This window comes from Candidatus Chlorobium masyuteum (assembly GCF_011601315.1).
Classification (GTDB): domain Bacteria; phylum Bacteroidota; class Chlorobiia; order Chlorobiales; family Chlorobiaceae; genus Chlorobium; species Chlorobium masyuteum.
The window spans coordinates 268,866-282,568 of the sequence record NZ_JAAORA010000002.1; the positions used below are offsets into that span (position 1 = coordinate 268,866).

Here is a 13,703-nt window from a genome sequence, read left to right on the forward strand (position 1 = left end):
TCATTGTTTTACGATAAGGCTTTTGCTCCGGAGCTCCTCGATGGTAGCTGCTCCGGTGAGAAACATGACGGCCCTGAGATCGTTCAGCCATGATTCAATGGTCAGTTCAAGTACTCCTTCATGGAGCGCTTTCAGCAGATGGCCTGCCGATGCTCCGAGATTTGCGCCAAGCGCCAGCGATTTTGCAATATCCATTCCGCTCTTTATGCCACCTGAAGCGATGAGCTCTACTGTGCTGAAAATTTTGTTCGATATTTTCAAGGCCGCGATCTCTTTCAGGCATTGAGCTGTTGGTATTCCCCAGTTCAGCAGCTCTTCAAGCGCAGGCGTGCTGAAACGGCTCTCAGTGCCGAACTGGCGTGTATAACGGATCTCTTCAACTTTCTGCCAGCTGGTTCCCCCTGCGCCTGCGACATCAACAGCCTTGACTCCGGCCTCAAAAAGCTGAGATGCAGCCGTGCCCGAAATACCGCTCCCGACCTCTTTGGCAATAACCGGGACAGGGATTCTTGCCGTGAGTGTGCTCAGATGATCAAGCACATGGCGGAAATCAGTATTGCCTTCAGGCTGAAAAAGTTCCTGTGCGGCATTGAAGTGTACAATGAGTCCATCGGCTTCAAGGAGATCAAGCATGACGCTGATATCGCTATCCGTAAGCCCTTTTGCGATCTCCGGTGCTCCGATATTGGCAAAAATCTGTATTGATGGTGCGTACTTTCTGACTATGGCAAAGCTTTCACGGTGTGTACTGTTTTCAAGAGCCTGACGCATGCTTCCGACACCGAGAGGAATTCTGAACTGCTCTGCCGTTTCGGCAAGGCGCTGGTTCAGAAAGGTCGCTTCACTGTATCCCCCTGTCATCGAGGAGATCATGAATGGCGCTGCTATTGTGCGGCCAAGGAACGTTGTTGAGAGGCTGATATCGGCCAAAGAGATTTCAGGCACGGCATTGTGCTCAAATTCGTAGCGCTCAAAACCGGTGGTTTTGCCGCTGAAGGCAATATCGCCATGCAGGCAGATATCCACATGGCTGTGCTTGCGCTCAATTGTTATATTGCTTTCACTCTCTTTCATTCCGCCCCGGTAGATTCCTTGCAGGATTTCTGATGCTGGATTTTAATGGTATAACTTAATAAAAATATCCCATAACTTATTGGCACCTAAAGAAATTATCAGGAGTCACGCCAATGCCTGATTCAAAGCAGCAGGCTACAGCACTCTTGATTGCTGTTCGCTACACTATTATCATGCGGGTTAACCATGTTTAAAACATTATTCGATATAGCTGTTCGGCATCTGCTCGGGCGGCGGCGACAGACACTCACAACTATATTCGGAGTTGCAGTGAGCACCATGGTGCTGATCACCACCAACTCTCTTACGCGCGGTCTGCTTGACTCCTTTATTGAAACCATTGTCAATGTTGCGCCCCATATCACCGTCAAGGGGGAGAAGATGAATCCTGTGCCGGTCAATATACTTGCCGGCCAGAAGGAGTCCTCTGTTGCCATTGTTGAAGATAATATCCAGAAGCTGGAGCGTGATGAGGTGCGCAATTACGGCCAGCTTCTCGGTGTTTTCAACCTGCCCCAGTATAACAGGCAGATCGTTGCCGCCTCCCCCTATGTTGAGTCACAGGTTATGGCGGTAAAGGGGAGCCGCAACCAGCCTCTTCTGCTTAAGGGTGTCATAATCGACAGGGAGGATGCCATCAGCGGAATTCGGAAAAAACTTACTTCCGGCGATATCACCCTCTATGAAAAAACACCCAATGCTCTTCTGGTTGGGCGTACGGTAGCCAGGGATATGAATCTTCAGCTCGGTGATGATGTGGTTATTATCCCCTCATCAGGAAAGAGCCGTCAGTGCAAGGTGGCAGGTATCTTTTTTTCCGGCGTCAATGCTGTTGATAATGGTGTTCTGGTCTCTCTCAAGCTTGGTCAAATCATTGAGGGGCTTCCGGCCAACAAGGTATCGGGTATAGCCTTAAAGGTGGCCGATCCGTTTAATAATGCAGGGCTTTCAAAAGAGCTGGAGAAGATAACCGGTTACCGCTGCCTGACCTGGCAGGAGGAAAATGCGAGTGTGCTCTCCCTCTTTAAACGTATCGGCTATATCGTTTTTTCTCTCGTTGCCTTTGTCGGCGTTGTCTCCGGTTTCGGGGTTGCCAATATTCTCGTTACTACGGTTTTTGAAAAGAGCCGCGACATTGCCATCATGAAGTCGTTCGGCTTTTCCGCCGTGCAGCTTGTCAGTATGTTTGTTCTTGAAGGGTTTATTGTGGGACTTGCCGGTGCTCTTGCCGGCGGAGTCCTCGCCATAGGCTCTATCAATCTCTTTGCCAGCCTGCCTGTTGAGAGCTCCCAGGGGCCCCTGACCAAAACAGGCTTCAGTATGTCCTACAACCCCATCTATTTTCTTGTGGTCATCGGGGTGACGGTGCTTATAAGTACGCTCGCAGCAATTCTCCCTTCAGCAAGAGCGGCGAAGCTGGAGCCGGTGAGTGTGCTTCGCGACAGCAGCCTGTAACGGTATTTTTGTTAACCTGTTGCGCGATTCGATTGCTGCGTTGGGCAGTGCTCGAAATCCTCATGTACTTTTGTGTACACTCCGGTTTCTGCGCTCCGTCCGCCTTGCCCTTAAACCGCTCACGACGGTTAACAGAAATACCGGTGAGCGTTCAAACCTCTTTTTGAGTGGTCTGTTCGGGGTGCTGCAGGAGGTAGAGCTTGTAGTAGAGGCCCCGTTTTGCCAGAAGTTCCTGATGGTTGCCGGTTTCCCGGATCACGCCCTTGTGCAGAACGATGATCCGGTCAGCTTTCTGCACGGTTGAGAGCCGGTGGGCAATAATAATCGAGGTACGCTCACTCATGAGTTTCGCCGTTGCCGCATCGATCAGTGTCTCTGTTTCCGTATCAACAGAGCTGGTTGCTTCATCAAGCACCAGAATTTCCGGATTGTAGAGCAGTGCCCGCACGAAGGCGATCAACTGTTTCTGGCCGGAGGAGAGGCCGGTGCCGTTTTCAAGCACCCTGTACTGGTAGCCGCCGGGGAGCTGCTCGATAAACCGGTCTGCACCAACCACTCTTGCCGCTTCCCGCAGGGCCTCGTCGGAGACATCGGGATTGCCGAAGGCGAGGTTTTCGCGAATGGTGCCGGAAAAGAGAAAGACATCCTGCATGACAACCCCGACAAGTTTTCGCAGTGAACTCGCCTCGATTTCCCGGATCGGGATGTCGTCAATGGTGATGGAGCCTTTGCTGAAAGGGTAGAGTTTGGAGAGAATATTGATAATTGACGTTTTCCCGCTCCCGGTTGCCCCGACAATGGCAACTTTTTCGCCATGCCGGATATCGAAGGAGATATCCTTGAGTATCCAGTTATCGCCGTCGTAGGCGAACCAGACATTACTGAAACTTATTTTTTCCCTGAAGGTTGAGACGGGCTGAACTTCTGCTGGGTTTTCAATCCCCTCCTTTTCATCAAGCAGTCTGAAAATCCGGTCGGATCCGGCAATTGCCGTCTGAATAACGTTGAACCGGTCGGAAAGGTGCTGAAGAGGGCGGAAAAAGAGCCATATATACTGCACAAACGAGATAACCACTCCAATGGTGAGGTCAGCCTTGAGCAGGCGCACGCCGCTGTACCATATCACCAGACCCGCAGCAGCAGCACTCAGCACTTCAATCAGCGGATAGTAGATGGAGAAATAAAAAACCGTGCGTATGTTTGCATCCCGGTGATCGCGGTTAATGGCGGCATAGTTCTCATATTCCTGCTCCTGGCGATTGAAGAGCTGTACGATGCTCATGCCGGTAATATGCTCCTGAAAGAAGGTGTTAAGGCGTGCAAGGTGGGTTCTGACATCCTGAAACGCAACCCGTACCCTGTTTTTGAACAGGATGGTTGCATAGAGCATGAGGGGGAGAACGGCGAGTACAATAAGCGTCAACTGCCAATCTATCCAAGCCATCAAGACAACGATAAAAAACAGTTGCAGGATATCGCCGAGAATGGTGATAATGCCGCTTGAGAGCATCTCGTTGAGCGATTCAACATCACTTGTTGTTCTTGTGATCAGTCGTCCTATGGGGTTGCGATCATAAAACCGTGCCGGCAGTTTTTGCAGATGGGTGAAAATATCCATCCGGAGGTTGAATACGGCCTTCTGGCCGATAATCTGGGTTAACCATGTGGTGATATACTGCTTGATGCCGTCAAGCAGTATGGCTCCTGCAAGCAGGATGCTGATAAAGGCGAGTCCCCTGAGATCGCCACGGGCGATATGGTCGTCAATGGCGATTTTTGTCAGATAGGGCCGAAGCGGACCAAGAAAAGAGCCTGCAATGGTAATTGCAACAGAGGCGGCTACAAGGGTTTTAAATGGCTTGATATAGGCGAAGAGACGGGAGACAATATAGCTGTCAACCGAGCCTTTTTTCTCTATTCCAAGTGTTTCGTCCTGTTGCGTCCGGAAGCTTTTGTTCTGCTCTTTACTCATTATTTTTCATCCAAATACCTGCCGTTTCAGGTCATTCATGCCCCTGCGTTCTTTTCTCTATATCCCTTTTCAGTTTATCAGCCAGCGCTTCAGCCTCCTCTTTTGACGGTGCTTCGGAGTAGATGCGGATAATTGGTTCGGTGTTCGACGGACGCAGATGCACCCAGCTGCTGGCAAAATCAAGTTTCAGCCCATCAAGAGCGCTTGATTCAGCTTCAGGGTATTGCAAGGCAATATCGGTCAGAATATTCTCGAGCGATGAACGGTCAGTTTTTCCGAGCGTAGTTTTCTGCTTCGACATCACATAGTCGGGAAACTCTTTTCTGAAGGCTGAAAGAGTGCCGTTACGGTTTGTTGTGCGCCAGTGAGTGAAGGCCTGGACGAAGAGCGCAATGCCAACCAGAGCGTCCCTTCCGTAATGGAGTTCGGGAAGAATAATGCCGCCATTGCCTTCTCCGCCAATGACAACCGATTTCTCTTTCATCACTTCGATAACATTGGCTTCTCCGACTTTTCCGCTGTAGCACTCAACGCCGTACCTTCCGGCAATATCTCTCAAGGCCCTGCTGCTGGAGAGGTTGTTTGCCACAGCGCCACGGTGCTGTTTGAGATAAAAGTCTGCGCAGGCTACAAGGGTATACTCTTCGCCGAACAGAGTCCCGTCTTCACAGATGAGTGCGAGCCGGTCGACATCCGGATCAACAACAATGGCAAAATCGCATCCGCTCTCTTTGAGTCCGGCGATGGTTGCCGAAAGATTCTCCTCAATCGGTTCAGGATTGCGGGGGAAGAGGCCGCTACCGCCGCAGGCAACCGGAACAATATGCTCCATACCGAGCTTTTTGCACAGCTTCGGCACAACGGCATAACCGGCACCCTCAACACAGTCTACGAGCACCCGGAACTGCTCTTTTGCTATTGCTGCTGTATCAACAAAAGAAAGTTGCAGAATCTTTTCGATGTGCAGGTCGTCATAGCGATCATCATGGGTGATAACGCCGATATGATCCCATCCAGCCGGGCAGAACTGCTCCCTGTCTGCTATGGCAAGCAGCTCATCAACCTCTGTGGCAGTCAGAAACTCGCCAAGGTGGTTGAGCATTTTCAGCGCATTCCAGGCAACAGGATTATGGGATGCGGTAATGATCAGTCCTCCGTCGGCACATTCGGAGGTGACGGCAATCTCTACTGTTGGTGTTGTTGCGATATCAAGGTCGATAACGTCACAGCCGCAAAGCACCAGAACATTGCTGACAAGATCACCGATAGCCTTGCCTGTAGGCCGGGTATCCCTGCCGATGACTATCCTTGGATGTTTTGTCCGGTCATCCTTACGGCGAAGAATCCATGAGGCAAAGGCCATGGCAAAAGCGGTAAGATTTTTTGGGGTAAGGCTTTCACCGACTATACCGCGTATGCCGGAAACGCTGATCATCAGGCTCATAATAATCACTGAATGAATTGAAAAAGATCTGGCGCAATATAAGGAAAAAGCTCCGAGTTCTGAATGACGTTCCGAGTCGGAATGGAGCAGGCATGTACCTGGATCTGCGTTTACTGAAACCGGAAGAGAGTTGCAAGGCTTTTTCAGGATTTCTTGATACTCTTTTGATTATTTCCTCCTTTCTTCTATATTATATGCCCTTTGTTATTGAAGCAAGGAGGCTTTTGAAAAATTTTATATCCTAACAGCAACCGTATATGCCTTTACACAAATCGGCTGAAAAAAGACTGCGGCAGTCAGAAAGAAGAAATGCCAGGAACAGAGCAAGGAAAAAAGAGCTTAAAGTTCTTGTCAAAAATATGCAGAAACTGATTGATACCCGTGCAGACAAGGCGGAAGTTGAGGTCGCCTATCGTTCGGCTGTTCAGAAACTCGATCGTCTTGGCGTCAAGAACTATATCCATGCCAATAAAGCATCCAGAAAGAAGTCACAACTGACTCGTCTCTTGAACAGTTACGGCAAAGCCGAGTAAGCGTTGCATGCCTGCTTTCCGGTTCAATACTGATCTTCATTCTCTGACATCCGGCCTGAAAAATCCGTAACAGACGCTCTGTGAGCGGTTTTCAGTCCGGGTTTCCATTCCTTCTCTCATGTTTGCATATTTTCGTGGCAGGCTTGTTTCACTCCTGCCGGAAGAGGCGGTTGTAGAAGTTTCCGGGATTGCCTACCGGTTTCTTATCTCCGCGAGCACCAGCCGACAGCTGCCTGTACCGGGCAGTGAAGTATTGCTTTATTCCCATCTCTCGGTCAGAGAGGATGCCCATCAGCTTTATGGTTTTCTTACGGAAGCCGAGCGGCAGATGTTCCGCCTGCTTATACTGACTTCCGGCGTGGGGCCAAAGCTTGCTCTTGCGGTTCTTTCCGGCTTGCAGGTTGCGGAAGTTTATGACGCCATCCTGGCGAACACTCCTGAACGGCTTTACGGGATCACCGGTGTAGGCAAAAAGACCGCCGCACGCATAATTCTTGAATTGCGGGATAAAATCCTGAAACTGTCTCCTGCCGGGACTATTGCGGCACCGGCAGCACAGCTCTCCTCCCGGATGAGGGATGATGCAATCAACGCCCTTGTGACGCTCGGTTTCTCCAGAGTTACAGTACAGAAAGCTGTGGACTCCATTCTTGAAAAAAATTCCGCTCTCAGTGTTGAGGAGGTAATCAAATCAGCTCTTGTTTCAATTCATAACAGTTAGCAGATAACGGTGACCTATCAGGACGCGCTTGATTTTCTCTACCCGCTTCACCGGTTCGGCATAAAGCCGGGTCTTGACGTTGTGCGCTCGCTGCTTGATCACCTTGGTTCTCCCGAAAGACGTCTCGGTCTGGTGATTCATATTGCCGGTACGAATGGAAAAGGGACCGTTGCCGCCGCTCTTGCATCAATATTCCAGGCTTCCGGCAAAAAAACCGCACTTTACACCTCTCCTCATCTTGTTGATTTCAGTGAAAGAATGCGCATCAACGGTGAACCGATTCCCGGAGAGCGGGTGGCCTGTTACTGTTCACAGCTCAAAGAGCGAGCGGCCGATACTCCTTACACCTTTTTTGAAGCGACAACAGCGATAGCCTTTGCCTGGTTTGCTGATGAACAGGTTGATGTTTCCATTATCGAGACGGGCATGGGGGGGCGGCTTGATGCCACCAATATTCTGGATCCAGCCTATGCAGTTATTACAAGCATCGGGCTGGATCATACGGATTGGCTTGGAGAGACCCGCGCACTGATTGCGGAGGAAAAAGCGGCCATAATAAAAAAAGGGTGCAGGGTTTTTACTGCGGTTTCCGATCCTGAAGCTTTTCAGCCGATATCCTGGGTGGCTGGATTGCATGAAGTATTGCTCTTTGTCGCAGGTCAGGATGCGGTCTGGAGTGTTCTCTGTGCCGAAGCAGGAGCGCTTCAGCTTGATCTCCGGACGGCTTCAGGGTATTATCCGGCTCTTAAAGCGCCGCTGAGCGGATCGTTTCATGCCTCCAATGTAGCTCTTGCAGTGATGGTTGCCGAGGATGCCGGTGTTGCACCGGCATCTATCTATGCAGGTCTTGAACAGCTTTTACGGACCGGTTACCGGGCAAGACTGGAGAAGATAGGAGTGCATCCCGCCGTGCTCCTTGATGTATCGCACAATTCCGATGGCATGCGCCAGACTGTCAATGCCATAGCTGATTTCCGGAGCGCATACCGGGCTGTACACGTTATTCTTGGTCTGGCTTCGGACAAGGATGCCGTTTCGGTTATCAGGGAGCTTACCCGTCTTGACTGCGATTTTTATCCGGTCAATATTCCCTCGGAACGTAGCGTTCCCGCAGAACAGCTTGCCCTGTTATGCGTTGATGAGGGCAATGAGGCAAAGGTGTTTAAAACAGGAGGTGAGGCGCTCGGGTATCTGAGGGAGTATTCGAAACCTGATGACCTGATTCTTGTGACCGGATCATTTTATCTTGCAGGAGAGATTATTGCTTCAGGTTGCTGAAGTGTGCCGCGGTTTGAAGAGAGTTTTTTTACGGAAAAAGTTTTATATTTTAGTCAAGCCACATAAATGCTTCATTTACCCAAGAGAGACATCCGTTTCATAATTCCTTGTTGTGATTATCCCTTTTTCAATTATAGAAAGTCTTCCCCTGTCATCTTCTTTTTCCCTGCTTTCATGTTGCATGAAAACGCGTTAAAGCTAACTCCCGTCGAAGATGCGTGGTTTTGACCATGATTGTGGATATACCGTCCGGATATGACGGGCTATCCTCTTCTTTTCCTGTTTATTTTTTTGAATAACAAGCGTTGAATCCCATTACAATGTCGAACAATCCGGTTTTTAAAGGTCTGGACATCAATATGCTCCAGAAAAAGAAAGTTTTTGAGCTGCATGCTTTAGCCAAAGAGATTGGTGTTACGGCGGCAGGGTTGCGGAAGGAGGAGCTGATTTTCAAGATTATCGAAGCCCAGTCGCAGAAAAACAGCGATTCTGAAAGTGGCAATGTGATGGTCAATACCGGTGTTCTCCAGGTTATCCCGGAAGGGTACGGTTTTTTACGCTCAGCCAACTACAACTACCTCTCCTCTCCTGATGATATATATGTCTCTCCTTCGCAAATCAAGCGCTTCAACATGCGTACCGGTGATACGGTATCCGGCCAGGTCCGGGCGCCGAAAGAGGGTGAGCGTTTCTTTGCACTGCTGAAGATCAACACCATAGACGGCAACGATCCCGAAATTACACGGGAGCGCCCCTATTTTGAAAACCTCACCCCTCTTTTTCCCCGCGAACGGCTCAAGCTTGAAACCAAGCAGTCGGAATACTGCGGGCGGATTATGGATATTTTCACACCGATAGGAAAGGGACAGAGAGGCTTGATTGTTGCGCAGCCGAAAACCGGCAAGACCATGCTTCTGCAGATGATTGCCAATGCGATCATCAAAAATCATCCCGAGGTCTACCTTATTGTGCTGCTCATTGATGAACGCCCTGAAGAGGTGACCGATATGGCACGCAGTGTGCCTGCAGAGGTCGTCAGTTCAACGTTTGACGAGGATCCTGAACGCCACGTCCTTGTGGCTGATATGGTACTGGAGAAGGCCAAGCGGCTTGTAGAGGTTGGCCGTGATGTTGTGGTGCTGCTCGACTCCATTACCAGGCTGGCACGGGCTCATAATACCATCATTCCACACTCCGGAAAAATTCTCTCCGGTGGTATTGATGCCAATGCGCTGACCAAACCCAAGCGCTTTTTCGGTGCAGCCCGTAATATTGAGGAGGGGGGCAGTCTTACTATTATAGCCACAGCACTTGTTGATACCGGTTCGCGTATGGATGATGTTATCTTTGAAGAGTTCAAGGGTACCGGTAATATGGAGCTTCTGCTTGATCGCCGCCTTTCCGAACGGCGGATATTTCCTTCCATTGATATTCTCCGTTCCGGCACCCGCAAGGAGGAGCTGCTCTTTTCACAGGAAGAGCTTTCCAGAACATGGCTTCTCAGAAAATATCTTGCCGACAAAAATCCGATCGAATGCATGGAGTTCATGCGCGAGAAAATGGCCGACACAAAGGACAACAAGGACTTTTTCAAATACATGAATGCATGATTGTGCTCTCAAGCCGGATGGGATCGTATGCAACACCATTATAAAAAATGAATTACTGTTTAAGGATGAATTTGTATTTGCGCTTTTGAGAAAACTTCCTATATTATCTGCCTTTAAAACAAGTGGAAAGACATTTACTACATGCCCTGCGGAAAAAAAAGAAAACGTCATAAAATGGCGGTACACAAGCGCAAAAAGATGCGCCGTAAGAACCGGCACAAGAAGCGCTTGAGATACCAGAACAAATAAGTTCCGGTACGTCTGTACTTTTGTTATTGGTTGAGAATATAGCTCAGTCGGTAGAGCATCTGCCTTTTAAGCAGAGGGTCGAAGGTTCGAGTCCTTCTATTCTCACTGATGTGTATTGTTATTTCTGGATTTTGACAAGCCCGAGTGGTGAAACTGGTAGACACACTATCTTGAGGGGGTAGCGCCGAAAGGTGTAGGAGTTCGAATCTCCTCTCGGGCACTTGTTAATCATTAAAGCCGCGTTTTCGCGGCTTTTTTTTTGCATTTTTTCTTCTCCTTCGCTCGTATTTTGTCTATACAGAACCATCTCAAGGAAGATCGTTCTGTTCTAACAGTCAGGAATCAAGGGAACCCATCATGAATATTGCTGTATGTCTCTGTCAGGTGCCTGATAGTGCGTCGGTTATCGGTTTTGCTGACGGAGCATTAGACCGTTCGAGAATCAACGAGGTTATGAATCCATACGATGAGTATGCCCTTGAGGAAGCGGTGTGCCTTAAAGAGCGTATTGCGGGGAGTTTGGTAACCGTCTTCACTGTTGCTCCTTTGTCGGCTAAAGATATGCTGCGAAAAGCGCTTGCACTGGGAGCCGACCGGGCAGTTCTCGTGAGTGCAGCTGAACCCTCTGATCCCTATTTTACAGCCCTGCAACTGAAGAGTGCGCTGATGGAATTTTATGAAGGGATTTTACCCGACCTTGTTTTTTGCGGAAAAAGCTCTACCGACTTTCAGAGTGCAGAGGTTCCTTCAATGCTCGGAGCATTGCTGGGTATAGCATCGGTAAGCGGCGTTACCTCTCTGAATGTTTCGGGTGAGCATCTGCATCTTGAGCGGGAGATTGAGGGTGGTGTTGAGCAGATTGAGCTTCACTATCCGGTCGTGATCAGTGCCGAAAAAGGGTTGAATCAGCCCCGGAAAACAACGGTCAAGGCCGTCATGGAGGCCAGGAAAAAGCCGATAGATCTTTTAGCCGTGTCGGTTGACGGGGCTCCTCTGGTTCTCGTGAGTGACTTTAAAGCTCTTGAACGAAAAAAAGTATGCCGATTTGCAGAGGATGAAAAAGAGCTGGTACTGCTCCTCTCCAATGAATGTTCTCTTTTTTCGGCTGATTAATAAACCGTTACAATGACAAGATTTCTGGTGTTTCTGGAGCAAAGGGAGGGGGTTCTGAAAAAATCCTCTATTGATGCATGGAACAGGGTTCAGGAGATCGCGGCTTTATCTGCGGGTGCAATGGTGACCGGTCTTATTGCCGGCCCGGTGGACAGGCAGCCGATTGGCGATCTCCTTGCCGGAGACGGGGTCGTTTATCATGCAAATGAAGAGTTGCTCCGCCCGTACCGGCAGGAATTCTATACCCGTCTTGTTACCTCGCTGATCAAGCAGGAGAGTATTTCCGCACTCTTTTTTGCCGATTCATCTCTAAGCAGGGATCTGGCACCTCGACTTTCAGTCTTGCTTAAGGCTTCACTGCTCTCGGGAGATCTCCTTTTCAACCGGCAGGGGCATCCTGACGGTTCTTTCCGTCCGGTTTATTCGGGTCTGGCCACAGCTTCGTTCTTACCGCAGCGAAATATCACCATCTATAATCTTTCGCCTTCCCGGGGAATGGTCACCCGCTCTTCTGCCGACGGCACAATTCAGGTGCTGCCGATAGAGCTGCATCAACAAAGCAGCGATAACCTTCTTGCTGAAGTTCGCAGGATTGTTCTTCGCCAGAACAGCCTTGATATTGCCGAAGCCGGTATAATTGTTGCCGGAGGCAGAGGAATGGGGAGCAGCGCGGGCTTTGCCCTGCTTGAAGAGCTTGCAGCTCTTCTTGGCGGAGCAGTCGGCGCCAGCCGATTTGCTGTTGATGAAGGGTGGCGACCCCATGCTGAGCAGATAGGTCAGACCGGCAAAACGGTTGCGCCGCAACTCTATTTTGCCTGTGGAGTCTCCGGTGCTCCCCAGCATCTGGCAGGAGTTGCATCATCGGCAATAGTGGTGGCCATCAACAGTGATCATGATGCGCCTGTTTTTCAGGTTGCAGATTTTGGTATTGTGGGTGATGTGCATCTTGTGCTTCCAAAACTGATCGAAGCGCTAAAGGAATTTTTGAAGAAGAAATGATTAACTGTACCTTATGGTTAATAAATACCCGGATACGCTTTTCATTTGCGGGTATAACGTAAAATATCTTTTGTAAGCCGATGCGTAAACTTCAGGTAGATATTCTCGGACTTTCTACCAGTCCCCATACCAATGGAGCATATGCCCTCATTCTTTATGAGTTGGAGGGAAAGCGCAAGCTTCCAATTATTATTGGCGGGTTTGAAGCACAGGCCATTGCATTGAAACTTGAAAACATAAAACCCCCGCGTCCCTTTACTCACGATCTTTTCAAAAATATAGCCGATGCATTTCATCTGCACGTCAATGAAATCATTATTGATGAGCTGCATAATGAAACCTTTTATGCCAAGGTTGTCTGTGAGGTAAATGGTGAAGTGCATGAAATCGACGCCCGCCCGAGTGATGCCATTGCTATTGCGGTGAGGTTCAATGCCCCCCTTTTTGTTACCGAAGAGATTATGAATGAGGCCGGTATAAGAGAGGAGCAGAAGGAGGAGGGAGAAGAGGAGATTCCGGCTGAAGCCGAAGAGGAGATGCCGCTGGTATCGTCAAGTCTGGATGCACGGCTTGATGAACTTCAGAATGCGCTTAATGAAGCGATCAGCAATGAGAACTATGAAGAGGCGGCAAGACTTCGTGATGAACTGTCGCGCCTGAAAAGCAGCTCTTGAGATGGTATGTTTTTTTTGAAAAAAAAAGGAGGCTCGAAGCCTCCTTTTTCAAGTTCATCTGTTCAGATCAGAAGCTTACCCGAAGTCCAAGCAGAATACTGTTGCTTGAAAGTGCCGGATTGTCAACGGTTGTAAAGTAGCGATACCGTGCATCAAGCTTTACCTTGTCACCGATGGGAGCGGCAAGGCCGGCACCAAACTGGTATGCAAGGTTGGTATTGCTGCTACCCACAAAAGCAGTTGAAGCTTCAGCCACACCAAGTCCACCGGTTGCATAGAGATCAACACCGCCAAGGTCGAAATCAAAGTAGCCATTGCCCATGAGTGTAGCAACTTTCACATCGTCTGTGTTGGCTTTATAGCCGTTACTCTGATAGCCTACTTCAGCCTCAACCCGGTTGCTTCCGTAGTCACATCCAAGAGCAGCTGTTGCTGCCAGACCGGTGTCCAATAAGCCGCTGTTAATTTTCGAAGCGCCACCGAAAATGCTTACATACCTGTCAGCAGCCAGAGCAGGTGCAGCCGAAAGAGTAAATCCCAAAGCTGCGATAAGCAGTGAATAAGTTTTCTTCATCTTCTCT

At 49.4% G+C, this 13,703-nt stretch carries 12 protein-coding genes and 2 tRNA genes; 10 read left to right on the top strand and 4 right to left on the bottom strand.

The window, feature by feature from the left end; genetic code table 11:
• Window positions 1-1,074, bottom strand: a complete 1,074-nt coding sequence (fni, locus tag G9409_RS04855) for a type 2 isopentenyl-diphosphate Delta-isomerase (protein WP_166807695.1) — start codon at window positions 1,072-1,074, stop codon at window positions 1-3.
• A gap of 186 nt (window positions 1,075-1,260) precedes the next feature.
• Here fni and G9409_RS04860 point away from each other — a divergent pair, with 186 nt between their 5' ends.
• Entirely contained in the window at window positions 1,261-2,529 is a 1,269-nt protein-coding gene (locus tag G9409_RS04860; protein WP_166807696.1) for an ABC transporter permease, read from the top strand.
• A 151-nt stretch (window positions 2,530-2,680) separates the two neighbouring features.
• On the opposite strand, the gene G9409_RS04865 is transcribed toward G9409_RS04860, so the two are convergent.
• Together G9409_RS04865 and glmM are read right to left on the bottom strand one after the other, a co-directional pair.
• Complete coding sequence (locus tag G9409_RS04865) at window positions 2,681-4,501, bottom strand: ABC transporter ATP-binding protein (protein WP_166807697.1); 1,821 nt, start codon at window positions 4,499-4,501, stop codon at window positions 2,681-2,683.
• 31 nt (window positions 4,502-4,532) lie between these two features.
• Entirely contained in the window at window positions 4,533-5,945 is a 1,413-nt protein-coding gene (glmM, locus tag G9409_RS04870) for a phosphoglucosamine mutase (protein WP_166807698.1), read from the bottom strand.
• Between the two features lie 257 nt (window positions 5,946-6,202).
• Here glmM and rpsT point away from each other — a divergent pair, with 257 nt between their 5' ends.
• The 9 genes from rpsT to G9409_RS04915 all read left to right on the top strand — a co-directional run bounded on the left by rpsT (window position 6,203) and on the right by G9409_RS04915 (window position 13,122).
• Entirely contained in the window at window positions 6,203-6,478 is a 276-nt protein-coding gene (gene rpsT / locus G9409_RS04875; protein WP_006366037.1) for a 30S ribosomal protein S20, read from the top strand.
• A gap of 118 nt (window positions 6,479-6,596) precedes the next feature.
• Window positions 6,597-7,199 carry a Holliday junction branch migration protein RuvA gene (ruvA, locus tag G9409_RS04880; RefSeq protein ID WP_166807699.1) on the top strand — a complete coding sequence of 201 codons (603 nt, stop codon included), beginning with the start codon at window positions 6,597-6,599 and terminating at the stop codon, window positions 7,197-7,199.
• A gap of 9 nt (window positions 7,200-7,208) precedes the next feature.
• On the top strand, window positions 7,209-8,477 hold the full coding sequence (locus tag G9409_RS04885; protein WP_166807700.1) for a bifunctional folylpolyglutamate synthase/dihydrofolate synthase: 1,269 nt from the start codon (window positions 7,209-7,211) through the stop codon (window positions 8,475-8,477).
• A 320-nt stretch (window positions 8,478-8,797) separates the two neighbouring features.
• Window positions 8,798-10,087 carry a transcription termination factor Rho gene (rho, locus tag G9409_RS04890; protein ID WP_006366034.1) on the top strand — a complete coding sequence of 430 codons (1,290 nt, stop codon included), beginning with the start codon at window positions 8,798-8,800 and terminating at the stop codon, window positions 10,085-10,087.
• Window positions 10,088-10,368: 281 nt separating this feature from the next.
• Window positions 10,369-10,441: transfer RNA gene (locus tag G9409_RS04895), tRNA-Lys, on the top strand.
• Window positions 10,442-10,474: 33 nt separating this feature from the next.
• Window positions 10,475-10,556, top strand: a tRNA-Leu gene (locus G9409_RS04900).
• Between the two features lie 137 nt (window positions 10,557-10,693).
• On the top strand, window positions 10,694-11,449 hold the full coding sequence (locus G9409_RS04905; protein ID WP_166807701.1) for an electron transfer flavoprotein subunit beta/FixA family protein: 756 nt from the start codon (window positions 10,694-10,696) through the stop codon (window positions 11,447-11,449).
• 12 nt (window positions 11,450-11,461) lie between these two features.
• Window positions 11,462-12,448 (top strand): electron transfer flavoprotein subunit alpha/FixB family protein, encoded by a 987-nt coding sequence (locus G9409_RS04910; protein ID WP_166807702.1) that lies wholly within the window; start codon window positions 11,462-11,464, stop codon window positions 12,446-12,448.
• An 80-nt stretch (window positions 12,449-12,528) separates the two neighbouring features.
• Window positions 12,529-13,122: a bifunctional nuclease family protein gene (locus G9409_RS04915; RefSeq protein WP_166807703.1), complete on the top strand. Its 594-nt coding sequence runs from the start codon at window positions 12,529-12,531 to the stop codon at window positions 13,120-13,122.
• A 67-nt stretch (window positions 13,123-13,189) separates the two neighbouring features.
• On the opposite strand, the gene G9409_RS04920 is transcribed toward G9409_RS04915, so the two are convergent.
• Window positions 13,190-13,696, bottom strand: a complete 507-nt coding sequence (locus tag G9409_RS04920) for an outer membrane protein (RefSeq protein ID WP_166807704.1) — start codon at window positions 13,694-13,696, stop codon at window positions 13,190-13,192.
• Window positions 13,697-13,703: the final 7 nt, after the last annotated feature.